The 22,213-nt window shown below is 72.9% G+C and carries 20 protein-coding genes; 16 read left to right on the forward strand and 4 right to left on the reverse strand.

The window, feature by feature from the left end; all coding sequences use genetic code 11:
• Positions 1-33 precede the first annotated feature (33 nt).
• The 6 genes from LDL48_RS20435 to LDL48_RS20460 all read left to right on the forward strand — a co-directional run bounded on the left by LDL48_RS20435 (position 34) and on the right by LDL48_RS20460 (position 7,650).
• The gene (locus LDL48_RS20435; protein WP_225256784.1) at positions 34-327 is read left to right on the forward strand and encodes a DUF503 domain-containing protein; all 294 of its coding nucleotides are present in this window, start codon (positions 34-36) and stop codon (positions 325-327) included.
• 164 nt (positions 328-491) lie between these two features.
• Positions 492-977 (forward strand): 30S ribosome-binding factor RbfA, encoded by a 486-nt coding sequence (gene rbfA / locus LDL48_RS20440; RefSeq protein WP_225256785.1) that lies wholly within the window; start codon positions 492-494, stop codon positions 975-977.
• 128 nt (positions 978-1,105) lie between these two features.
• Positions 1,106-2,077 (forward strand): DHH family phosphoesterase, encoded by a 972-nt coding sequence (locus LDL48_RS20445; protein ID WP_225256816.1) that lies wholly within the window; start codon positions 1,106-1,108, stop codon positions 2,075-2,077.
• A gap of 537 nt (positions 2,078-2,614) precedes the next feature.
• Positions 2,615-4,000: an MATE family efflux transporter gene (locus LDL48_RS20450; RefSeq protein ID WP_225256786.1), complete on the forward strand. Its 1,386-nt coding sequence runs from the start codon at positions 2,615-2,617 to the stop codon at positions 3,998-4,000.
• 76 nt (positions 4,001-4,076) lie between these two features.
• Complete coding sequence (truB, locus tag LDL48_RS20455) at positions 4,077-4,964, forward strand: tRNA pseudouridine(55) synthase TruB (RefSeq protein ID WP_225256787.1); 888 nt, start codon at positions 4,077-4,079, stop codon at positions 4,962-4,964.
• Positions 4,965-5,109: 145 nt separating this feature from the next.
• Complete coding sequence (locus LDL48_RS20460) at positions 5,110-7,650, forward strand: S8 family serine peptidase (protein WP_225256788.1); 2,541 nt, start codon at positions 5,110-5,112, stop codon at positions 7,648-7,650.
• Between the two features lie 4 nt (positions 7,651-7,654).
• Here the strand turns inward: LDL48_RS20460 and LDL48_RS20465 are convergent, their stop codons facing one another.
• A complete protein-coding gene (locus LDL48_RS20465) occupies positions 7,655-8,044 on the reverse strand; it encodes a response regulator (RefSeq protein WP_225256789.1) in 390 nt (129 codons plus the stop codon).
• Positions 8,041-10,713: a response regulator gene (locus tag LDL48_RS20470; protein WP_225256790.1), complete on the reverse strand. Its 2,673-nt coding sequence runs from the start codon at positions 10,711-10,713 to the stop codon at positions 8,041-8,043. The genes LDL48_RS20465 and LDL48_RS20470 overlap by 4 nt, the downstream gene beginning before the upstream one ends.
• A gap of 82 nt (positions 10,714-10,795) precedes the next feature.
• On the opposite strand from LDL48_RS20470, the gene LDL48_RS20475 reads away from it, so the two are divergent.
• The 6 genes from LDL48_RS20475 to dapB all read left to right on the forward strand — a co-directional run bounded on the left by LDL48_RS20475 (position 10,796) and on the right by dapB (position 17,801).
• Positions 10,796-11,728, forward strand: coding sequence for a bifunctional riboflavin kinase/FAD synthetase (locus tag LDL48_RS20475; RefSeq protein WP_225256791.1), 933 nt, complete (start codon positions 10,796-10,798; stop codon positions 11,726-11,728).
• Positions 11,729-11,885: 157 nt separating this feature from the next.
• Positions 11,886-12,155, forward strand: coding sequence for a 30S ribosomal protein S15 (gene rpsO, locus LDL48_RS20480; protein ID WP_023561775.1), 270 nt, complete (start codon positions 11,886-11,888; stop codon positions 12,153-12,155).
• A gap of 200 nt (positions 12,156-12,355) precedes the next feature.
• Positions 12,356-14,689 carry a polyribonucleotide nucleotidyltransferase gene (locus LDL48_RS20485; RefSeq protein ID WP_225256792.1) on the forward strand — a complete coding sequence of 778 codons (2,334 nt, stop codon included), beginning with the start codon at positions 12,356-12,358 and terminating at the stop codon, positions 14,687-14,689.
• Between the two features lie 85 nt (positions 14,690-14,774).
• Complete coding sequence (locus LDL48_RS20490) at positions 14,775-16,064, forward strand: M16 family metallopeptidase (protein WP_225256793.1); 1,290 nt, start codon at positions 14,775-14,777, stop codon at positions 16,062-16,064.
• The gene (locus LDL48_RS20495; RefSeq protein ID WP_225256794.1) at positions 16,064-17,038 is read left to right on the forward strand and encodes a phosphatase PAP2 family protein; all 975 of its coding nucleotides are present in this window, start codon (positions 16,064-16,066) and stop codon (positions 17,036-17,038) included. Before LDL48_RS20490 ends, LDL48_RS20495 begins: the two co-directional genes overlap by 1 nt.
• 4 nt (positions 17,039-17,042) lie before the next feature.
• Positions 17,043-17,801 (forward strand): 4-hydroxy-tetrahydrodipicolinate reductase, encoded by a 759-nt coding sequence (dapB, locus tag LDL48_RS20500; RefSeq protein WP_225256795.1) that lies wholly within the window; start codon positions 17,043-17,045, stop codon positions 17,799-17,801.
• Between the two features lie 29 nt (positions 17,802-17,830).
• Here dapB and LDL48_RS20505 read toward each other — a convergent pair whose 3' ends face one another.
• Both LDL48_RS20505 and LDL48_RS20510 read right to left on the reverse strand, forming a co-directional pair.
• Entirely contained in the window at positions 17,831-18,400 is a 570-nt protein-coding gene (locus LDL48_RS20505; protein ID WP_225256796.1) for a GNAT family N-acetyltransferase, read from the reverse strand.
• A 10-nt stretch (positions 18,401-18,410) separates the two neighbouring features.
• On the reverse strand, positions 18,411-18,932 hold the full coding sequence (locus LDL48_RS20510) for a GNAT family N-acetyltransferase (RefSeq protein ID WP_225256797.1): 522 nt from the start codon (positions 18,930-18,932) through the stop codon (positions 18,411-18,413).
• 41 nt (positions 18,933-18,973) lie between these two features.
• Here LDL48_RS20510 and LDL48_RS20515 point away from each other — a divergent pair, with 41 nt between their 5' ends.
• The 4 genes from LDL48_RS20515 (at position 18,974) to LDL48_RS20530 (ending at position 22,167) form a co-directional block, all read left to right on the forward strand.
• Complete coding sequence (locus tag LDL48_RS20515) at positions 18,974-20,206, forward strand: winged helix-turn-helix domain-containing protein (RefSeq protein ID WP_225256798.1); 1,233 nt, start codon at positions 18,974-18,976, stop codon at positions 20,204-20,206.
• A 103-nt stretch (positions 20,207-20,309) separates the two neighbouring features.
• Positions 20,310-20,813, forward strand: a complete 504-nt coding sequence (locus LDL48_RS20520; RefSeq protein WP_225256799.1) for a DUF2752 domain-containing protein — start codon at positions 20,310-20,312, stop codon at positions 20,811-20,813.
• A gap of 62 nt (positions 20,814-20,875) precedes the next feature.
• A complete protein-coding gene (locus LDL48_RS20525) occupies positions 20,876-21,676 on the forward strand; it encodes a thymidylate synthase (protein ID WP_225256800.1) in 801 nt (266 codons plus the stop codon).
• Entirely contained in the window at positions 21,673-22,167 is a 495-nt protein-coding gene (locus tag LDL48_RS20530) for a dihydrofolate reductase (protein ID WP_225256801.1), read from the forward strand. The genes LDL48_RS20525 and LDL48_RS20530 overlap by 4 nt, the downstream gene beginning before the upstream one ends.
• The last annotated feature ends 46 nt before the right edge of the window (positions 22,168-22,213 follow it).

A 22,213-nucleotide genomic window follows, 5' to 3' on the forward strand; every position in this document is an offset into this window, starting at 1 on the left:
CCGGGGCCGCCGGCGGGCGTAGCCTCCTCGGTCGTGTATACCGAGACCGCGCTCTTCGACCTGCTGCTGCCCGACGACTCGCGCTCGCTGAAGCAGAAGCGCTCCTACGTCCGCCCGATCCTCGCCGCGCTGCGCAAGTACGAGGTGGCCGTGGCCGAGGTGGGCGCGCTCGACCTGCACGGCCGCGCCGAGGTCGGGGTGGCCGTGGTAGCCGCCGACCCGGGCCAGGCGCGCCGGGTGATCGACACGTGCGAGCACCACATGGCCGGGCGTCCCGAGATCGAACTGCTGTCGGTGAGGCGCCGGCTACACGGCGACGACGACTGAGCCCATCCGCGGCGGAAAACCCGTGCCAGTCCCCTTCCACGAGGCCGGGATTCTCCATCCCTGTCCACAGACGGACGGTGCGACGTTCGCCCGTAGGACGTCGTGGGTAGGCTCCATCCGTTGGGCGGGACTCCCGCGGACAACGGTTGTCGGAGGTGGGCGATATGTCGGACCCGGCCAAGACCCGTCGGCACGCCGAGCGCGTGCGTGAACTGGTGGCTTCGCTGGTGCGTGAGATCAAGGACCCCCGTCTCGGCATGGTGACGGTCACCGACGCCAGGATCACGGGCGACCTGCGCGACGCCACGGTCTACTACACGGTGCTGGGCGACCAGGCCGAGCAGTCGGCCACCGCGGCCGCGCTGGAGAGCGCCAAGGGCATGCTCCGCAGCCGGGTCGGTCACGCACTCGGCCTGCGGCACTCGCCCAGCCTGACGTTCATCCTGGACAACGTGCTGGACCACGCCAAGGAGATCGACGACCTGCTCGCGGCCGCCCGTAACCGGGACGCCGAGGTGCAGCGCCTGGCCGCCGGCAAGCAGTACGCCGGCGATCCGGACCCGTACAAGAGCGAGCCCGAGGACGACGAGGACGCGGGCGCCGGCACGGACACCGATGATCGGGTCGGAGCCCGCGAGGAACGCGGGTGACCGAGCTGGCGGCTCCCGTCCGGGCCTCCGTGGCGGCGCCGGTACCGGGCGCGGGCGGCGTCGCCCCGGCCGCCCGGGGCCGGGGTGCCGCCACCTCGGGACCGGCCGAGGCGGACTGGTCCGCCGCGGTGGCCGCGATCCGGGAACACGCGCCCGCCGGACGGGTGCTGCTGATCTGCCACGTGAATCCGGACGGCGACGCGCTCGGCAGCATGCTCGGCTTCGGGCTGGGCCTGCGGCGGATGGGGGTGTCGCAGGTGCAGGCGACGTTCCCCGGCGAGTTCGAGGTGCCGGAGCCGTTCGTGGCGCTGCCCGGCATGGACCTGCTGGTGCCCGAGCCGCAGGCGTACCCCGATCCCGATCTGGTGATCGTGTTCGACGTGGCCGCGGAGTCCCGGCTCGGCGGCCTGGTCGACCGCCTGGCACCGGCGAAGGCCGCTGTGGTGCTCGACCACCACGCCTCGAACACCGGCTTCGGCGGGATCAACCTGGTCGACGCCGAGGCCGCGGCCACCTCCGTGGTCGCCGAGGAGTTGCTGTCCCGGCTCGGCGTGCCGCTGGACGCCGGCATCGCCGAGTGCCTCTACGTGGCGCTGGCCACCGACACCGGGTCGTTCAAGTTCGACATGACCACGCCGCGGGTGCACGAGATGGCGGCCCGGCTGATCGCCACCGGCATCCGTCCGGGTGACATCTCCCGGCGCATCTTCGACACCCGGCCGTTCGGCGCCATGAAGCTGTTCGCCGAGGTGCTGGCGCGGGCCGCGCTGGACCCCACGGCGGCGGGCGGGCACGGCATGGTGTGGACCCACGTGACGCAGGCCGACCTGGAGCGGCATGGGCAGCGCCCGTACGTCATGGACGCGCTCATCGACCCGGTCCGCACGGTGGCCGAGGCGGACGTGGCGGTGCTGGTGAAGCAGCTCGGCGAGGCCGAGTGGGCGGTGTCGCTGCGCAGCAAGGGCGCGGTCGACGTGAGCGCGGTGGCGGTCGCGATGGGCGGCGGCGGACACCGGCTGGCGGCCGGGTTCACCGGGTACGGCACGCCCGGCGACGTCGTGGTGGCGGTCCGGGAGAAGCTCGACCAGTTCCTGATCTAGAAAGGTTCCGCCGGCGCGGTGAATTTCCCGCGCCCGGCTGTCAAGCGCCGGCTCATCGAGCCGGCGCTTTGTCATGTCCTCGCACATCCGGTCCGCCGCGGGTCGGCCGGAGCGGGGCACTCTCGTCGGTCGGGTGTCCCGGAGTGCGGGATGTCCGCAGCACAGAGCGAGACTGAACGATAGTTTGAGTTAACGGTGATTTGGTTTTGCGCAGGCCGTGACCAGCGCCCGCCGCGGAACCTCGAGCCACCCGGGTCCACCGACCCGGGACGCGTCGCCCCGCACGAGTCCGGCGATCCCGGACCGGCCCTGTGACGCCATCGCTCGACCCGATCTTCGGGTGCCTGGGCACCCGTCCCGCCGTGGAAGGACCACGATCATGGCCGCCAAGCCGAAGCCTCCGCCCTCCGACGACGCCCGCGAGCAGGCCCGTCGCGCCCTGCAGACGTCCATGGACACCCGTCAGTGACGGACCCCGCTCGGTAAGCACCGCTCCGCATTGCATTCCTTACGTCCCGGCGGGCATCATGGTCCACCATGAGCCCGTCCGCCGAGCCCAACCCGCAGCCCACCGCGCCCGCGGAGCCGGGTTCCGCCGCGCGGGTCCCCGAGGCTGACCGCGCGCCCGATCCGGCCACCGCCCGGCGGATCGCCGCGCTCGCCCTGCCCGCGCTGGTGGTGCTCGCCGCCGAGCCGCTCTACGTGCTCGTCGACACGGCGGTGGTCGGGCACCTCGGTTCCGTGCCGCTCGCCGCCGTCGCGGTGGGCGGCACCGTCATGTCGGTGGCGGTGTGGTTCGGGACGCTGATGGCGTACGGCACCACCGGGCGGGCGGCCCGGCGGTTCGGGGCGGGGGACCGCGCGGCGGCCGTCGCGGAAGGCGTGCAGGCGTCCTGGCTGGCGCTGGCCCTCGGGATGCTGCTGGCGCTGGCCGGGCAACTCGCCGCCGGACCGGTGACCCGGGCGCTGGCCGCCGACCCGGCCGCCGCCGACGCCGCGGCGGGATGGCTGCGGATCGCCGTCCTCGGTGCGCCCGGGCTGCTGCTCGCGGCGGCCGGCAACGGCTGGATGCGGGGCGTTCAGGACACCCGGCGCCCGCTGCTCTACGTGCTCGGGGCGAACGTGCTCTCCGCCGTACTCTGTCCGCTTCTGGTCTATCCCGCCGGGCTGGGCCTGACCGGGTCGGCGATCGCGAACGTGCTCGCCCAGACGTTGTCCGGGGTGCTGTTCCTGCTGGCGGTGGTGCGCGAGGGCGCCTCGCTGCGGCCCGATCCGGCGGTCATCCTGCGGCAGGTCGTGCTGGGCCGCGACCTGCTCATCCGGGGCGGGGCCTTCCAGGTCTGCTGGCTCTCCGCCACCGCCGTGGCCGCGCGGTTCGGGGTCGCGGCGGTCGGTGCCCACCAGATCGCGCTGCAACTCTGGTTCTTCCTGGCGCTCGTGCTGGACGCGGTGGCGATCGCGGCGCAGTCGCTGGTCGGCGCCGCACTGGGCGCCTCGGACGCGGCCGCCGCCCGGAGCGTGGCGCGCCGGGTGACGCTGGCCGGCGCGGTCGCCGGGGCCGGGTTCGCGGTGCTGGCCGCCGCGGGTGCGGGCGTGGTGCCGGCGCTGTTCACGAGTGACCCGGCGGTGCTGCACCAGGCGGCGGTCGTGTGGCCCTGGTTCGTCGGGCTGCTGCCGTTCGCGGGCGTGGTCTACGCGCTGGACGGCGTGCTGATCGGCGCGGGTGACGTGGCGTTCCTGCGCAACGTGACGATCGTGGCGGCCCTGGCCGGGTTCCTGCCGGCGATCTGGCTGGCCTACGCGCTGGACCTGGGACTCGGCGGGGTGTGGGCCGGCCTGGGGCTGTTCACGCTGGTCCGGTTCACCATGCTGGTGGTGCGCTGGCGGTCCGGTCGCTGGGCGGTGCTCGGAGTCACCCGCTGACCGGGCGCCTAGGGCGTGTGTCGAAGTGAGGGCCGCAGCCCGTCTCCCACTTCGACACACGCCCTAAGGTGGGCGGGTGAACCTGGACGGACTCATCGTGGTGGACAAGCCCGGCGGCATGACGTCGCACGACGTGGTGGCCCGGGTGCGGCGGCTGGCGAAGACCCGGCGGGTCGGGCACGGCGGCACGCTGGACCCGATGGCCACCGGCGTGCTGATCATCGGGGTGAACCGGGCCACCCGGCTGCTCACCTACGTCATCGGTGCGGAGAAGAGCTACACCGCGACGGTACGGCTGGGCCAGGCCACGGTCACCGACGACGCCGAGGGCGAGGTGACCGCCACGGTTCCCGCCGCCGGGGTGGCCGAGGCGGCGGTCCGGGCCGGGCTCGCCGCGCAGACCGGCGAGATCGACCAGGTGCCGAGCGCGGTCAGCGCCATCAAGATCAACGGAGAGCGGGCCTACAAGCGGGTACGCGACGGCGAGGACGTGGAGATCCCGTCCCGCCGGGTGACCGTGCACCGGCTGGACGTCCGGGAGATCCGCCGCCCGGACGGCGCGGACGTGCTGGACGTGGACATCGACGTGACCTGCTCGTCCGGCACCTACATCCGGGCCATCGCCCGCGACCTGGGCCGGACGCTCGGTGTGGGCGGGCACCTCACCGCGCTCCGCCGGACCGCGGTCGGCGGGTTCACCCTGGCCGAGGCGGCCACCCTCGCCGAGCTGGAGTCGCGCGCGCCGGACGTGATCGGGCTGTCCCTGGCGGACGCGGCCCGGCGGGCGTTCCCGGAGCGCATCGCGACCGCCGAGGAGGAGCGGGTGCTGCGGCACGGCGGACCGCTGGACCCGGCCGGCATCACCGGGCCGTACGCGGTCTTCGACGCCGCGGGCGACGTCCTGGCGGTGGTGACCGAACGCGACGGCCGCGCCCGGCCGGACATCGTGCTCGCCCCGGCCTAGGTTCTGTCCGGTGGCCCGGGCGCCCCGCCCGGTGCCCGGGGTGTGACAGGGCCGACCGGCCTGCGCGATCTCCCTCCGGCATGGCCGCCCGTGGACGCCCTCGTCTAGAAATGGTCCGGACGAACCACGGACGAGGGGCGCCATCGTGACAATTCGACCCGGACGGCTCCCGCTGCTGGTCGCGCTCACCGTGCTGGTGGTGCCGCTGACCGGCCCGCCCCCGGCCGCCGCCGCGCCCGACGACGTGGTCCGGGCCAAGGTGGACGCCCGGGTCCGGGAGCAGGTGGCCGGCGGCGCCCGTACCGCGTTCTGGCTGACCCTCCCCGGGCGCGCCGACCTCTCCGGTGTCCGGTCCCGGACCACCAAGCCGGCGAAGGGCGCGTACGTCCGGGCCATTCTGCGGTCCCACGCCGAGAATTCCCAGGCCGGACTGCGGCGCTTCCTGCGGCAGCGCGGTGCCGACTTCACCCCGTTCTGGATCACCAACGCGATCCGGGTGACCGGCGGCCGGGACCTGGTGACCGCGCTGGCGCAGCGGCCGGACGTGGCCCGGATCACCCCCGAGCCCCCGCCCACGGCACCCGGGCCGGGCCCGGCGCCGCAGCCGGGCCGGGCCCGGGCGGACGACGGCGTCGAGTGGAACATCGAGCGGGTCCGGGCCGACCGGGTGTGGCGCGACTTCGGGGTACGCGGCGAGGGCGTGGTGGTCGCGACCATCGACAGCGGCGTCATGTTCGACCACCCGGCGCTGCTCGCCGGCTACCGCGGCCGGTACGGCAACGGCCGGCTCAACCACAACTACAACTGGTACGACGCGGGCGGCCGGTGCCCCACCGAGGCGCCGTGCGACGACGACTACGGCCTCCCGCACGGCACCCACGTGATGGGCATCCAGGTCGGCGGTTCCCCGGACGGCGCGAACCGGATCGGGGTGGCTCCCGGGGCCCGCTGGATCGCGGCCCGGGCGCGCGGGATGGCGGACCAGCTCAGTGCCGGGCAGTGGATGCTGGCGCCCACCGACCTGTCCGGCGCGAACCCCCGCCCCGAGCTGGCCCCGGACGTGGTGAACAACTCCTGGCACCTGCCCGGTGCCGAGCCGGGCTACTACGCCGACGTGGTGGCGGCCTGGGTGGCCGCCGGCATCTTTCCGGTCTTCGCCGCGGGCAACGCCGGGCGGGAGGGCACCTGCCAGCACGTCGGCTGGCCGCCCTCACTGGCCGACGCGTACACCGTCGGCAACACCGACGCGCAGGACCGGCTGAATCCGTCGTCGAGCCGGGGACCGACCGTGGACGGCCTGGTCAAGCCGGACGTGTCCGCACCCGGGACGGGCATCCGGTCCGCCGTGCCGACCGGCGAGTACGACCTGATGACCGGCACCTCCCAGGCGGCGCCGCACGTCGCCGGGGCGGTCGCCCTGCTCTGGTCGGCGGCCCCCGCGCTGGACGGGGACGTCGCCGCCACCCGCCGGATCCTGGACGGCAGCGCCACGCCGGTCCCGGACCTGGCCTGCGGTGGGACGGCCGAGCACAACAACGCCGCCGGGCACGGACTCGTCGACCTGTACGCGGCGGTCCGGGCGGCGCCGCGTACCGGCCTGGGCGGGTTGCGGGGCGTGCTGCGGGACGCGGTCACCGGGCAACCGCTGCCGGACGCCACCGTGCTGCTGACCGGGCCCCGGCGGAAGGTGCTGAGCACCGGCGCCGACGGCTCGTTCCGGCTGGACCGGGCGGTGCCGGGCAGCTACCCGTACCGGATCACCAGCTTCGGCCACGCCGACCGCACCGGCTCGGTGACCGTCCGAGCCGGAGCGGTGGGCCGGCTGGACGTGACCGCCGCCCCGCTGCCGTCGGCCACGGTCACCGGCACCGTCCGCGCGCCCGGCGGCGCGGCGGTGGCCGGGGCGACCGTCGGGGTGGACGACACACCGGTGCGCACGGTGACCGGGGCGGACGGCCGGTACCGCCTGACCCTGCCCAAGGGCGGGCACGACCTGGTGGTCGACTCGGCGGACCGGTGCCTGCGGCCGGGCGGGCGGTCGGTCACGGTGGCGCACGGGGCGACCGCCGACGTCGACCTGCCGGCGCGGACCGACGCGTTCGGGCACACCTGCACGTCGACCGGTGCGTACCGGGCGGGGGAGGAGGCGCTGGCGATCGCCGGGCGCACCGGTGACGCGACCGAGGTGCCGCTGCCGTTCCCGGTGACCGTGTACGGCCGGCGGTTCGACACCGCCTGGATCGCCACCGACGGCGTGCTCGCGTTCGGCGCCGCGCCGACCTTCGACTGGTCGTCGCAGCTCCCGGACCTGTCCTGGGTGGAGCCGCTGCCACGCTTCACGCCGGACCTGGCGCTGTACCCGTTCCACGCGCGGATGGACGTGGATGCGGCGGCGGGCGTGTACACCGCGGCGACGGCGGACACGTTCGTGGTGGAGTGGCGCAACGTGCTGGCGTTGAAGCTGGCCGGGGCGCCGGGCAACCGGATCTCGGTGAGTGCGACGCTGCACCGGGACGGCAGCTACACGTACGCCTACCGCGGGGTGGCGCCGGGAGTCTGGGCGGCCGGCCGCAACGCCGTGGTGGGCCTGGCCGACCCGCAGTTCGACGCGTTCGTCTACGGCAACCGGGAACCGGTGGTGACCGACGGGCTGGCCGTGACGATCCGGCCGCCGGCCGGGGGCTGACCGGTCACGTCAGGTGGGTGGCGACCACGGAGACCAGGTCGGCGGCGGCGTACGGCTTGTCCAGGAAGCCGTCGCACCCGGCCTCCAGCGCGGCCGCCCGGTCCTGCGGCAGCACGCTCGCGGTCACCGCGACCACCGTGGGCCGGCGCCGTCCCTCCGGGCCCGCCTCGGCCGCCAGCTCGCGGGCCAGGGTGAGGCCGTGCCCGTCGGGCAGGTTCATGTCCAGCAGGATCAGGTCGACGTCCCGGCTGCGCAGGTGTTCCCGGGCGGCCGCCAGGCTGGCCGCGTCGACGATCTCCGCCTGGCGCACCGTGGTGTCCGACGCCCGGGACAGCACCGCCTTGACCAGGGTGCGATTCAGTTCTTCGTCCTCGACCAGCAGGATGGTGCTCACGGCGTGTCCTTTCGGGCGGTCCGGCGGCGGAGCAGCGGTGCCAGTGACGCCCAGCCCGCGCCGCCGGCCATCGCCTCGGCGACCACGCCGCCGGCCATCGCGGTGGCCACCAGCGGTGCGGTGTCCCGGGGGTCGGCGCCGGGGGTGGTGGTCAGGCCGAGTACCGGCGTGTGCCGGGTGGCCGGGTCCTGTTCGATCGCGGCGAGCAGGTGGAACCCGTCCGCGTCGGGGTGCTGCATGTCGCAGACGATCAGGTCGAACCGGCTCTCCCGGCTGAGGGCCAGCCCGTCCCGGCCGGTCGCGCACGCCACCACGTCCGCCCCGCCGGCCCGCAGGCCCTCCTCGATGCTCTGCCGGACCGCGTCGTCCGGGTCCACCACCAGGACGCGGGGCGTGGGCCGGGTGGCGATGCCGCGGGCCAGCGCGCCCAGCAGGGTGGTCCGGTCGACCGGCTTGACGAAGTAGTCGTGTGCGCCCAGCGCCAGGCCGGCCGACCGCTCGTCGAGGATGCTGGCGAAGTAGACCGGGATGTCGGCCAGCCGGTCGTCGGCCTTGAGCCGCCGGATCACCTCCCAGCCGTCGATGCCGGGCAGCGTCACGTCCAGCACGATCGCGTCCGGCGGGTCACTGCCGGCACTGGCCAGCCCGGATTCGCCGCTGCTCGCCACCTCCACCCGGTAGCCGGCCCCGGCCAGGTGGGTGCAGTGCAGCTCGGCGGACTGCGGGTCGTCCTCGATGAGCAGGACCCGCGGTCCCTCGGCCGGCGCGGCCGGCGACCCGGCGGTGGTCGCGGCCGGAACCGCGGACGAGGTGACCGGCTCCGCGGCGCCGGCGGGCAGCCGTACGGTGAAGGCACTGCCCTCGCCCGGCACCGAGGCCACCGAGATCTCGCCGCCGTGCGCCTCCACCAGGCGTTTGGTCAGCGCCAGCCCCAGTCCGGTGCCGGCGCGCTGCCGGTCCGCGTCGCCGACCTGCTGGAACTCCTCGAACACGCGGCCCAGGTCGGACTCGGCGATGCCCACCCCGGTGTCCGTCACGGTCACCGTCACCCAGTCCGGCCCGTCGTCCGCGGTGATGGTGATCCGGCCACCCCGCGGGGTGAACTTGATCGCGTTGGAGAGCAGGTTCTCCACGATCTGGCGGAACCGGACGCGGTCGGCCAGCGCGGTCACCTCGGGCAGGTCGGTGGTGGCGGTGAGGTCGTTCGCGATCAGCAGCGGCGACAGGCCGGTGAGCAGCTCGGTCACCGAGGTGTCCACGCGCAGCGGCACGAGGCGCAGGTCCAGCCGGCCGGCCTCGACCTTGGCCAGGTCCAGGATGTCGTTGATCAGGCCGAGCAGGTGCCGGCCGCTGGTGTGGATGTGGTCCACCCACTCGGCGGGCACCTTGCGCCGGTCGCCGTCCGCCTCCTCGGCCCGCATCAGGTCGCTGAACCCGATGATCGCGTTGAGCGGCGTCCGCAGCTCGTGGCTCATGTTCGCCAGGAACGCGCTCTTCGCCTGGTTGGCCCGGGTCAGCGCGGTGACCGAGGCGCTGAGTTCGGCGGCCAGGCGGCGTTCCGCGGCGGCGACGGCCTGCCGTTCGGCGAGGATCCCGGCCTGCCCGCCGAGCGCCGCGAGCAGCCGCAGGTCGTCGTCGCTGAACAGGCTGCGGTGACGGTTGAACAGCAGCACCGCGCCCTCGGCGTCGGGCGGCACCGGCATGCTCAGCACCGTGACGAAGTCGTCGCCGAGGTCGGCGCCGTAGTGCCGGACCAGGGTCTGGCTGCCCTCCCGCAGCCGGGCCGGCTGCCCGGCGCGGATCAGCGCGGTCAGGTCGGCGATGCTGATCTCTTCGAGCGTCGGTACCGGCGGCCCGGCGTAACCGGTCGGCGTGAGCTGGCCGTCCGCGCGGGGCTTCAGCACGGCCACCGCGTCGGCGCCGGTCTGCACCCGCATGATCTCGGCGTAGATCTGCCAGACCTGTTCGGGGGAGTCGACCGGTGCGCGCAGCAGGCGTTCGGTCACCGACTGGGCGGCGGAGGCCGAGAACATCCGGCGCAGCCAGCGGGGCGGTGCGAACGCCACCAGGTAGCCGAGCGCGCACCCCAGCGCCAGCACCCGGTTCGCGGCGCCGAAGGCGGGGTGCACCCCGGGGATGGTGGTGATCCCGATCAGCACGACCACGGCCCCGAACGCCATGGTGGCGCCGGCCGCGGTCATCAGCCGGGCCCGGTTGGCGCCGCTCCGGGTGCGGGCCTTGCCGAACAGCAGCACCGCCGCGACCAGCTCGCTGATCAGGAAGGCGGTCACGGCCAGCAGGACCACGGCCGGGGGCAGCGGCCGGTCCAGGAAGAAGACCGGCACCGCCACGGCGAGGAAGAGCACCAGCACGGCCCGGTCCAGCCAGGTCGGCACGGCGCGCAGGCGCCCGGCGAGCCGGACCGTCAGGTACGGCTGGGCGAGCAGCGCGGTGAGCGCCACCGCACCGACCACCGGGGGCAGCGAGCCGCCGTTGATCCGGCGCACGATGTCCACCACGAACAGCACCGTGCACGGGGCGAAGACCAGCGTGACGTCGCGTTGCAGCGGGTCCCGGCGACGCAGGTAGCCGACCAGGGCGCGGAGGAAGACCACGGCGAAGGTGAACTCCGCAGTGAGGAGGACAAAAGCACTCCAATAGACACTCATTTCATCATTCATCATACTGTTTCAGACACCTGAACGACGCCCGATACGCTGTCTCCGGTGCATCGCAGGGGGAGGCAGTCAGATGCAGCGTTGGCGGGGGTATGAGGCCGTGCCCGGTGGTTGGGGCCGGTCCGTGGTGACCATCGGGGTGTTCGACGGCGTCCACCGCGGCCACCAGGCGATCATCGGGCACGCGGTGAAGCGGGCCCGCGATCTCGGTCTGCAGTCGGTGGTCGTGACGTTCGATCCGCACCCGGCCGAGGTGGTCCGGCCCGGGTCGCACCCGGCCGTCCTGACCGAGCCGGTGCGCAAGGCCGAGCTGCTCGAGCAACTCGGCGTGGACGCGGTCTGCGTGGTGCCGTTCACGCCGGCGTTCTCCCAGCTCAGCCCGGAGGCGTTCGGGCACGACGTGCTGGTCGAGGCGCTGCACGCGGCGGTCGTGGTGGTCGGCGACAACTTCCGCTTCGGGCACCGGGCGGCCGGCGACCTGCGGTTGCTGGCGGGGCTGGGCCGGTCGTTCGGCTTCACCGTGGAGGAGGCCCCGCTGGTCACCGCGGACGGGGTGGTGTTCTCCTCGACGTACATCCGCAGCTGTGTGGACGCCGGGGACGTGCGGGCCGCGGCGGCCGCGCTGGGCCGGCCGCACCGGCTGGCCGGCGTGGTGGTCCGCGGCGACCAGCGCGGCCGGGAGATCGGGTTCCCCACCGCCAACCTGATGTGCCACCGGTACGCGGCGATCCCGGCCGACGGCGTCTACGCCGCGTGGCTCATCCGGGGCGGAACGCACGCCGGGCGGCAGATGGCGTCCGTGTCGATCGGGACCAATCCGACATTCTCCGGGCGTGAGCGGCGCGTCGAGGCGTACGTACTGGACTTCGCCGGCGACCTGTACGGCGAGCGGGTCAGCCTCGACTTCGTCGCCCACCTGCGGGAACAACGCCGGTACGACGCGATCGAACCGCTCGTGGCGCAGATCCGCGAGGACGTCGAACAGACCCGCGCGCTGCTCCAGTAAGGGGCTTAAGTCCGGTTAAGGGCGGTGGCCGGGGCGGTCGGATCAGGGCTGGTAGAGTTGACGCGACGTCGGATAACCGACGACCGGTCTCGCCTGCCTGCCCGACGCCGCGGACCGCGAGAACCGCTTTCACCGGCAACACAGAATCACGGAGAACATGGCGCTCGACCAAGAGACCAAGACCAAGATCATGACCGAGTACGCGACCCTCGAGGGCGACACCGGCTCGCCCGAGGTGCAGGTCGCGATGCTCACCAAGCGGATCGCCGACCTGACCGAGCACCTCAAGGTGCACAAGCACGACCACCACAGCCGTCGTGGTCTGCTGCTGCTGGTCGGCCGCCGGCGCCGCCTGCTCAACTACGTACAGAAGAAGGACATCGCCCGCTACCGGACGCTGATCGAGCGTCTCGGCCTGCGTCGATGACCTGACGGGGGAGTGGCCGCCTGGCCGCTCCCCCGCGTTCTACCCCACGGACCCGCGCGGCCGACAGGCACGACGGCACCGGTCTCCGGTAGTGGTTCCCAGGCGCTATTCCTGGGCACTTCGATCGAAGACCGGCCAGCCTGACGACATACCGCGCTGTGCAGACCGCCGGGTCCTTCGACGAAGGAGTACCGCACCACATGACAGAGCAGAACACCGCTCTCGGCACCGAATCCAGGACCGCGACGATCGACAACGGTTCGTTCGGCACCCGGGAAATCACGTTCTCGACCGGACGGCTGGCCAAGCAGGCCGCCGGCTCGGTGATCGTCCAGCTCGGCGAGACCACCGTCCTCTCCGCGACCACGGCCAGCAAGCAGCCGAAGGAGCACTTCGACTTCTTCCCGCTGACCGTCGACGTGGAGGAGCGGATGTACGCCGTGGGCCGCATCCCCGGCTCGTTCTTCCGCCGCGAGGGCCGCCCCAGCGAGGACGCCATCCTCACCTGCCGCCTGATCGACCGGCCGCTGCGCCCGTCGTTCACCAAGGGCCTGCGCAACGAGGTCCAGGTCGTCGAGACCATCCTCGCGCTCGACCCGCAGCACCCGTACGACGTGGTCGCCATGAACGGCGCGTCGATGTCCACCAAGCTGTCCGGTCTGCCGTTCAGCGGCCCGGTCGGCTCGACCCGGGTGGCCCACATCGAGGGTCAGTGGGTCAACTTCCCCACGCTGGAGGAGCTGGCCCGGGCCACCTTTGACATGATCGTCGCCGGCCGCACCCTGCCGGACGGCGAGGTCGCGATCATGATGGTCGAGGCCGAGGCCACCCCGCACGCGCTGGGCCTGATCGCCGCCGGTGCGCCGAAGCCGACCGAGGAGGTCGTGGCCAGCGGGCTGGAGGCCGCCAAGTCGGCCATCCGTGAGCTGTGCCGCGCGCAGAGTGAACTCGCCGAGATCGCCGCCAAGCCGGTCGCCGACTTCCCGGTGTTCCTGGACTACCAGGACGACGTGTTCTCGGCGGTGTCCGAGGCGGTCCGCGAGGAGACCGCGGAGGCGCTGAAGATCGCCGGCAAGGCCGACCGCGAGGAGGCCCTGGACCGGATCAAGGCCAAGGCGCATGAGACCGTCGCCCCGCAGTTCGAGGGCCGCGAGAAGGAGATCAGCGCCGCGTTCCGGTCGCTGACCAAGTCCGAGGTCCGCGCCCGCGTGCTGCGCGAGCAGGTCCGCATCGACGGCCGCGGCCCGCGCGACATCCGGCCGCTGAGCGCTCAGGTCGGCGTGCTGCCGCGGGTGCACGGCTCGGCGCTGTTCGAGCGTGGCGAGACGCAGATCCTCGGCGTCACCACGCTGAACATGCTGCGTCTGGAGCAGGCGCTGGACACGCTCGCGCCGGAGAAGTCCAAGCGCTACATGCACAACTACAACTTCCCGCCGTACTCGACCGGTGAGACCGGCCGGGTCGGCTCGCCGAAGCGCCGCGAGATCGGTCACGGCGCGCTGGCCGAGCGGGCCCTGGTGCCGGTGCTGCCGTCGCGCGAGGAGTTCCCGTACGCGATCCGCCAGGTCTCCGAGGCGCTGAGCTCGAACGGCTCGACGTCGATGGGCTCGGTCTGCGCCTCGACCCTGTCGCTGCTGTCCGCCGGTGTGCCGCTGAAGGCCCCGGTCGCCGGCATCGCGATGGGCCTGATCTCGGACGAGGTCGACGGCAAGACCCAGTACGTCGCGCTCACCGACATCCTCGGTGCCGAGGACGCGTTCGGCGACATGGACTTCAAGGTCGCCGGCACGTCCGAGTTCGTCACCGCGCTGCAGCTCGACACCAAGCTGGACGGCATCCCGTCGGACGTGCTGGCGTCCGCGCTGCAGCAGGCGCACGACGCCCGGGCGACCATCCTCGGCGTGATGCAGGAGGCGATCAACGCCCCGGCCGAGATGTCCGAGTACGCGCCGCGGGTCACCAGCGTCAAGATCCCGGTCGACAAGATCGGCATGGTGATCGGGCCGAAGGGCCAGACCATCAACGCGATCCAGGACGAGACCGGCGCCGACATCTCCATCGAGGACGACGGCACGATCTACGTGGGCGCGACCAACGGCCCGGCGGCCGAGGCGGCGGTCGAGCGGATCAACGCGATCGCCAACCCGACCATGCCGAAGTCCGGCGACAAGTTCCTCGGCACGGTGGTGAAGACGGCCGCGTTCGGCGCGTTCATTTCGCTGCTGCCCGGCCGCGACGGCCTGCTGCACATCTCCAAGGTGGGCGACGGCAAGCGGGTCGACAAGGTCGAGGACTTCCTCAACGTCGGCGACAAGGTCGAGGTGCAGATCGCGGACATCGACGCCCGCGGCAAGATCTACCTCGACAAGGTCCGTCCGGAGGGTGCCGAGGCGCCCGAGGCGCCGGCCGGCGCGGCAGCCGAGGGCGGCCGTCCGCCGCGCGAGGACCGCGGACCGCGCGGTGAGGGCGGCGGCGAACCCCGCCGGCGCCGTCAGCGCTCCGGCGGCGGCGACCGCGGACCGCGCGAAAGCTGAGATGACAGTTGGGCAACGCGGGCCGGCCGGGAGGCCGGCCCGCACCTCCACCCCGTCCGACCGCCCCACCGCCGCCCTGAACCGGATGAAAACGACTAACCTGCAGGACGGCGTACGCCGTACCGTGCTCCCCAGCGGCCTGCGGATCGTCACCGAGAGCATCCAGACCACCCGCAGCGCCTCGATCGGCGTCTGGGTGAACGTAGGCTCCCGGGACGAGACCCCGGCTCTCTCCGGCGCCTCGCACTTCCTCGAGCACCTGCTGTTCAAGGGCACCCGGAAGCGCACCGCGCTGGACATCTCCGCCGAGATCGAGGCGGTCGGCGGCGAGACGAACGCCTTCACCACGAAGGAATACACCTGCTACTACGCGCGGGTGCTGGACGCCGACCTGCCGCTCGCCGTGGATGTGCTCTGCGACGCGGTGGCCGACTCGGTGCTCGCACCGCCCGACGTGGAGACCGAACGTGGCGTGATCCTGGAGGAGATCGCCATGCACGACGACGAGCCCGGTGACGAGGTCCATGACCTGTTCACCGAGGTCATCTTCGGCGACCACCCGCTCGGCCGGCTGATCTCGGGCACCGAGGCGACCATCGCCCCGATGACCCGGACCCAGATCAACCGGTTCTACCGGCGCCGCTACGTGCCGCCGCGCATCGTCATCGCCGCGGCCGGCAACCTGGACCACGGCACGGTCGTCCGGCTCATCCGCAAGGCGATCGCCGGCACCGCGCTGGACACCGAACCCGCCGCGCCCGAGGCGCACCGCCCCGCGGACCGCCGGGTCCGCACGCTGCCCGCGCAGACCGTGGTGCGCAGCCGCGACACCGAACAGGCGCACATCGTGCTCGGCGCCACCGGCATCGGCCGGCTGGACGACCGCCGGTTCGCGCTGGGCGTGCTGAACAACGTGCTCGGTGGCGGCATGTCCAGCCGGTTGTTCCAGGAGATCCGGGAGAAGCGCGGGCTGGCGTACTCGGTCTACTCCTACGGCAGCCAGTACGCCGACGCCGGCCTGTTCGGCGTCTACGCCGGCTGCGCGCCCGGCAAGGTGGACGAGGTGCTGGATCTGGCCCGGGCGGAACTCGGCAAGATCGCGAAGTCCGGGGTCACCGCCGAGGAGGTGGCGCGCGGCAAGGGCATGGTGAAGGGCTCGTACGTGCTGGGCCTGGAGGACACCGGCTCGCGGATGAGCCGGCTGGCCAAGAGCGAGATGCTGTACGGCGACCTGATGACCGTGGACGGCCTGCTCGCCGAGGTCGACGCGGTGACGCTGGACGACGTCAACGCGCTCGCCCACGACCTGCTGTCCCAGCCGATGTCCCTGGCCGTGGTCGGCCCGTTCGACTCCTCGGCGTTTACTGGTCGATGATGACCCGCACGCTGAGCCCCGAACAGACCCCGCCGGCGCCGCCCGACCACGGGCGGCGCCGCCGGATCGTCGGCATGTCGATCTGGGCGGTGCTGTTCGCCGTCGGTACGTACTTCATCGGCGTGCCGACCAGCGACCCGCTGATCGCGTTCGGCTGGCTCTGGCTGGCCACCATCGCCTGGCGCAGCGAGTTGCCGTGGCGCGAGCACCTGCGGTTCCTGCGCGACTGGCTGCCGATCAGCCTGCTGCTGGTCGTCTACAACATCTCCCGCGGGTACGCCGACAACCTGTTCGCCCCGCACGTCACCGAGCTGATCGCCGCGGACAAGCTGATGTTCGGCTGGTTCACCGGGGACCAGGTGCCGACCAGCTGGCTGCAGCAGCACCTGTGGCAGCCCGGCGTGGTGCAGTGGTGGGAGGTGGTGGTCTCGATCGTGTACTTCTCGCACTTCCTGACCGTGCCGACCATCGCGGTGGTGCTGTGGATGCGCACCCGCCCGCAGTGGGCCCGGTTCATGCGCCGCTGGTTCACGCTGTGCGTACTCGGCCTGATCACGTACTTCCTCTACCCGGCGGCGCCGCCGTGGTGGGCCGCCGAGGCGAAGCACGGCGCGCTGATCGAGGCCACCCGCATCTCCACCAAGGGCTGGGACGCGATCGGCCTGCACGGCGCCGGCAACACGCTGAACGCGTTGCAGGTGGAGGCGTCCAACCCGGTCGCGGCGATGCCGTCACTGCACACCGCGTTCGCGTTCATGGCGGTGGTGTTCTTCCTGCCGATGGTGCGCCGCCGCTGGTGGCCGGTGCTGCTGTCGTACCCGCTGGCGATGACGTTCACCCTGGTCTACACGGCCGAGCACTGGGTGATCGACGTGCTTGTCGGCTGGGCGTACGTCGGTCTGGTGTTCGTGGTCGTGGGTCTCGGCGAACGGTGGTGGCGGTCCCGGCGTGCGGTGTCCGATGGGTTAAGTTGAGGTCGTGACTGACGAGCAGGAACCGCTCCGCGTCGGCGTTCTCGGTGCCCGCGGGCGCATGGGCATCGAAGTGTGCAAGGCCATCGACGCCGCCGACGACCTGGAACTGGTCGCGATGATCGACCAGGGCGACTGGCTGTTCAACGCCTCCGACGCGGCCGCGCAGGTGCTGGTCGACTTCACCACCCCCGACGTGGTGATGGACAACCTGCACTGGGCCGTGGACCAGGGCATCAGCGTGGTCGTCGGCACCAGCGGCTTCACCGACCAGCGCCTCGACCGGGTCCGCAACTGGCTGTCCCACAAGCCCGGCGTCGGCGTGATAATCGCCCCCAACTTCGGCATCGGCGCCGTGCTGATGATGCAGTTCGCGGCGAAGGCGGCCCGCTACTTCGAGTCCGTCGAGATCATCGAGCAGCACCACCCGCGCAAGCTGGACGCGCCGAGCGGCACCGCCACGCACACCGCGCGGCTGATCGCCGACGCGCGGGCCGAGGCGGGTCTCGGTCCGGTGCCGGACGCCACCAAGGAGGAGCAGGCGGGGGCGCGCGGCACCGACATCAACGGGGTACGCGTGCACTCGGTGCGTGCGGCCGGCCTGGTCGCGCACCAGGAGGTGCTGTTCGGCACGGAGGGCGAGATCCTCACCGTCCGGCACGACTCCCTGGACCGGTCCTCGTTCATGCCCGGGGTGCTGCTCGCGGTGCGCAACGTGCGGAACCGCCCCGGCCTCACCATCGGCCTCGACACGCTTCTGGACTGACCGCCCCGTTCGAGTCCCGGCCGGCCCGTTCAGTCGGTCGGGGGGCTCAGGTCGACGTGCAGGCGGAACTGGGGGACCAGCATGTCGTCCACGTCGAGCGCGCGCCCGGCCCCGTCCGGCTCCCACCCGGTCGAGGTGAGGAACTTCTTCATCGCCTCGTCCGCGTCGTACGCCCAGGCCACCGCGCGCTGGAAGCCGTCCTCCCGCCACAGGTCCACGGTGGCCGCCAGCAGCCGGCTGCCGTGCCCGCGCCGGCTCCAGCGCGGCTCCACCAGCAGATCGGTCACCGCCGCGACCTCGTCGCCCAGCGCCGGTTCCTCCGGGGCGAGAGCCTGCTCGTCGGCCGGGCCGCCGGCCGCGAACCCGACCGTGGTGGTGGCGGACTCGCCCTGTTCCACGGCGATCAGCACGCGGTGCCGCGGGGACGGCGGCGCGGTGATCGCCTCGGTCCAGCCCCGGGCCAGGTACGCCTCGTCCAGGTTGGCGAGCACGTGCGCGGGGAACATCCGCCGGTACGCCGTACGCCAGGTGAGAAGTTGGATGCGGGCGATCTCGCCGGCGTCCTCGGGACGGGCGGGACGGACGTAGCCGAGTGCCATGGTGGGCAGCCTACAGACGTACCGCGTAGCGGATCTCGGGCAGTTCCACGGTGGTGCCGCGCGGGGTGTACGTGTCCCGCACCCCGTCCGGACGGAGCCCGGCGCGTTCGTAGAACCGGCGCGCCCGCGAGTTGCCCTCGAGCACCCAGAGCCGCATCTCCCGGAACCCGGCCGCGCCGAGGTCGGTCCGGGCCCGGCCGAGCAGGTCCCGTCCGGTCCCGGCACCCCACCGTCCGGGGTCGACGTACACGGCGTAGAGCTCGCCCGCCGCCGGCTCGTCCGGTTCGCCGTGCTCCGCCCGGTACGGGCCGTACGCGGCGAACCCGATGATCACGCCCTCGTCGTCGGCCACCACAGTGCGCACGCCGGGGACCGGGGACCGTCGCCGGCGGCGCTCGGCGAACACGGCCGGATCCAGCCGGTCGAGGTGCTCGGCGGGCACGAGTCCGGCGTACGCCACCTGCCAGGTCCGCACGTGCACCGCGGCCACCGCGTCGATGTCCGCGTCCCGGAGCGGGCGGATCGCCACCATGGCGCCGATTCTGTCGTACCCCTGGTTTAGCGTGCTCGGCGATGGCACTCCCAGACTCGCTCTCCGTGTCGCAGGCCCGCCGCATCACGCTGGCCGCGCAGGGCTTCACCGACCCCGCGCCCGGCGGTGCGACCGACCTGCGGCACCTGCGCCGGGTGCTGCGCCGCCTGCACCTGATCCAGATGGACTCGGTGAATGTGCTGCAGCGCGCGCACTTCATGCCGCTGTACAGCCGCCTCGGCCCCTATCCGGCCGCGCTGCTGGAGCGGGCGGCCTATCGGCGGCCCCGGGAACTGTTCGAGTTCTGGGGCCACGAGGCGTCGCTGATCACCGTCGACCTGCAGCCGCTGTTCCGCTGGCGGATGTCGAACGCGAAGGATTTCGCCTGGGGCAACATGCGGCGGATCGCCACCGAGCAGCCCGACCTGGTGGCCTGGGTGCTCGACGAGGTGCGCCGGCGGGGCCCGATCACCGCGGCGGACATCGAGCACGACGCGCCCCGCAGCAAGGACCACTGGGGATGGAACTGGTCGGTGGTCAAGCAGGCCCTGGAGTGGCTGTTCTACAGCGGTCAGGTCACCGCGGCGGACCGCACCACGTCCTTCGCCCGACGGTACGACCTGCCCGAGCGGGTGCTGCCGCCGGCCGTGCTGGACGCGCCCACTCCGGCGTTCCCGGATGCGGTCCGGGCCCTGGTCGAGCTGTCCGCGCGGGCGCTGGGGGTGGCCGCCGAGGGTGAGCTGCGCGACTACTTCCGGCTGCCGGTGGCCGGGTTCAAGCAGGCCGTGGCGGAACTGGTGGAGGACGGGGTGCTGCGGCCGGTGGCGGTGCAGGGCTGGAAGCAGCCGGCCTATCTGCATCATCAGGCCCGGCTGCCGCGGTGGGTGCGGGCGGCCACCCTGGTCAGCCCGTTCGATCCGCTGATCTGGGAGCGGGCGCGCACCGAGCGGCTGTTCGACATGACCTATCGGATCGAGATCTACGTGCCCGCGCCGCAGCGGCTCTACGGCTACTACGTGCTGCCGTTCCTGCTGGGAGAGCGGTTCGCCGCCCGGGTGGACCTCAAGGCGGACCGCAAGGCGGGGGTGCTGCAGATCCCGGCGGCCTGGATCGAGCCGGGCGCGGACGAGTCGGAGACCGCCGGTGCGCTCGCCGCCGAGTTGCGCCGGTTGTCCGGTTGGCTCGGCCTGGACCGGATCGCCGCACCCGAGCGGGGCGACCTGGCCCGCCCGCTCGCGGCCGCCCTGGCCGCCGGATCGGCGGCCATCCCGTGAGTGCCGCGCACCGGATCGGCGGGCGTCTGGTGAGTGGCGCGCACCGGATCGGCGGCCGTCCCGTGAGGCCGCGCACCGGATCGGCCGGTGTACCGTGACGGCCATGACCGAGACCGCCCAGCAGGAGTGGCCCGGACACCCGCCGTACCCGCCGCCCACGCCGGACCGGTTCACCAGGTTTGTCCACCGGGTCTGGTACGGCTCGCCGGTCTGGGCCGCGCCCACCGCACTGCTGGTCTGCATGGGCGGCGCGATCGGCTACACGATGGCCAGCCACCCCACCGAGGCCGGCGCCGGCGACCCACCGACCTGCCTGCTCAAATACACCACCGGGTTCGTCTGCCCGGGGTGCGGCGGCACCCGCGCCGCGTGGTACCTGCTGCACGGCGACCTGCCCGCCGCCGCGCGCCACCACGCGCTGTTCGTGTTCGCGGTGCCGTTCCTCCTCTACCTCTACGTGGCCTGGGCCGGCGAGCGCATGTTCGGCCGCCGGTTGCCGCAGCTGAACCTCTCCCCGAAGGTGATCGGCGCGTTCATCGCCGCCTGGGGTGTGTGGAGCGTGCTGCGCAACCTGCCCTGGGCGCCGTTCACCTCGTTCTACGTGTGAGGCCGTGTGCGGCCGTGTGAAGTCGTGGAAAGCCGCGGGAAGTCTGTGAAGTGGGGAAGCGCATGACCGTCGACACCCAGTACGAACAGTTGCTGCGCCGGGTGCTGGAGACCGGCACACCGAAGGAGGACCGCACCGGCACCGGTACGGCCAGCCTCTTCGGCGAGCGGCTGCGCTACGACCTGTCGGAGTCGTTTCCGCTGGTCACCACGAAGCGGGTGCACTTCAAGTCGGTCGCGGTCGAGCTGCTGTGGTTCCTGCGCGGCGACAGCAACACCGCCTGGCTGCGGGAGCAGGGCGTGACGATCTGGGACGAGTGGGCGGACCCGGACGGAAACCTGGGCCCGGTGTACGGCCACCAGTGGCGCGCCTGGCCCACGCCGGACGGCGGCACCGTCGACCAGATCGCCAAGGTGCTCGACACGTTGCGCACCAACCCGGACTCGCGGCGCATGGTGGTCTCCGCCTGGAACGTGGCCGACCTGCCCAAGATGGCGCTGGAGCCGTGCCACGCGCTGTTCCAGTTCTACGTGGCCGACGGGCGCCTGTCCTGCCAGCTGTACCAGCGCAGCGCCGACCTGTTCCTCGGCGTGCCGTTCAACATCGCGAGTTACGCGCTGCTGACCCGGATGGTGGCCGCCCAGGTCGGGCTGCTTCCGGGCGATCTCATCTGGGTGGGCGGGGACTGCCACATCTATGCCAACCACGTCGAGCAGGTCCGCGAGCAGCTGTCCCGCCCGGCGTACCCGTTCCCGCGCCTGGAGCTGGCCCCGGCGCCCTCGCTGTTCGACTACACGTTCGACCACTTCACGGTCGTGGACTACCAGCACCACCCGGCGCTGCGCGCCCCCGTGGCGGTATGACGGTCCGGCTGATCTGGGCCGAGGCCCACGACCGGGTCATCGGGGCGGCCGGCACCATCCCCTGGCACCTGCCGGAGGACATGCGGCACTTCAAGGACCGCACCATGGGCGCGACCGTGGTGATGGGCCGGGGCACCTGGGACTCGCTGCCGGCCGGCGTGCGGCCGCTGCCGGGACGGCGCAACGTGGTGCTCACCCGCCGGAGGGAATGGTCGGCGCCGGGCGCGGAACCGGCCGGCTCGGTGTCCGAGGTGCTGGCCGGTCACGACGACGTCTGGGTGATCGGCGGCGCGGAGGTCTACGCGGCCTTCCTGCCGCACGCCGGTCACGTGGTCCGCACGCTGGTCGAACTCGATGTACCGGGCGACGCCCGGGCGCCCGAGCTGGGTGCCGGGTGGCGGGAGCTGACCGGGGCACCGCCGGGTTGGCAGACCTCCCGGACCGGCCTGCGGTACCGCATCGGTGAGTACGTCCGTACCCCGGGTGGCTGACCGGCGCGCGGTGCTGCCGGTCCCGGCCGTCCGATAAGTTGTTGGG

It is taken from the genome of Jidongwangia harbinensis (genome assembly GCF_020216025.1).
GTDB classification, from domain to species: domain Bacteria; phylum Actinomycetota; class Actinomycetes; order Mycobacteriales; family Micromonosporaceae; genus Actinoplanes; species Actinoplanes harbinensis.

Excerpts from the sequence above, each read along its gene's own strand:
- LDL48_RS20510 (WP_225256797.1), bottom strand. The coding sequence starts at position 18,932 with ATGGTGGCGATCCGCCCGCTCCGGGACGCGGACATCGACGCGGTGGCC.
- LDL48_RS20495 (WP_225256794.1), top strand. The coding sequence starts at position 16,064 with ATGACCCGCACGCTGAGCCCCGAACAGACCCCGCCGGCGCCGCCCGAC.
- LDL48_RS20485 (WP_225256792.1), top strand. The coding sequence starts at position 12,356 with ATGACAGAGCAGAACACCGCTCTCGGCACCGAATCCAGGACCGCGACG.
- LDL48_RS20515 (WP_225256798.1), top strand. The coding sequence starts at position 18,974 with ATGGCACTCCCAGACTCGCTCTCCGTGTCGCAGGCCCGCCGCATCACG.
- LDL48_RS20530 (WP_225256801.1), top strand. The coding sequence starts at position 21,673 with ATGACGGTCCGGCTGATCTGGGCCGAGGCCCACGACCGGGTCATCGGG.
- LDL48_RS20520 (WP_225256799.1), top strand. The coding sequence starts at position 20,310 with ATGACCGAGACCGCCCAGCAGGAGTGGCCCGGACACCCGCCGTACCCG.
- LDL48_RS20475 (WP_225256791.1), top strand. The coding sequence starts at position 10,796 with ATGCAGCGTTGGCGGGGGTATGAGGCCGTGCCCGGTGGTTGGGGCCGG.
- LDL48_RS20470 (WP_225256790.1), bottom strand. The coding sequence starts at position 10,713 with ATGAGTGTCTATTGGAGTGCTTTTGTCCTCCTCACTGCGGAGTTCACC.
- rpsO (WP_023561775.1), top strand. The coding sequence starts at position 11,886 with ATGGCGCTCGACCAAGAGACCAAGACCAAGATCATGACCGAGTACGCG.
- LDL48_RS20505 (WP_225256796.1), bottom strand. The coding sequence starts at position 18,400 with ATGGCACTCGGCTACGTCCGTCCCGCCCGTCCCGAGGACGCCGGCGAG.
- LDL48_RS20490 (WP_225256793.1), top strand. The coding sequence starts at position 14,775 with ATGAAAACGACTAACCTGCAGGACGGCGTACGCCGTACCGTGCTCCCC.
- LDL48_RS20450 (WP_225256786.1), top strand. The coding sequence starts at position 2,615 with ATGAGCCCGTCCGCCGAGCCCAACCCGCAGCCCACCGCGCCCGCGGAG.
- LDL48_RS20525 (WP_225256800.1), top strand. The coding sequence starts at position 20,876 with ATGACCGTCGACACCCAGTACGAACAGTTGCTGCGCCGGGTGCTGGAG.
- rbfA (WP_225256785.1), top strand. The coding sequence starts at position 492 with ATGTCGGACCCGGCCAAGACCCGTCGGCACGCCGAGCGCGTGCGTGAA.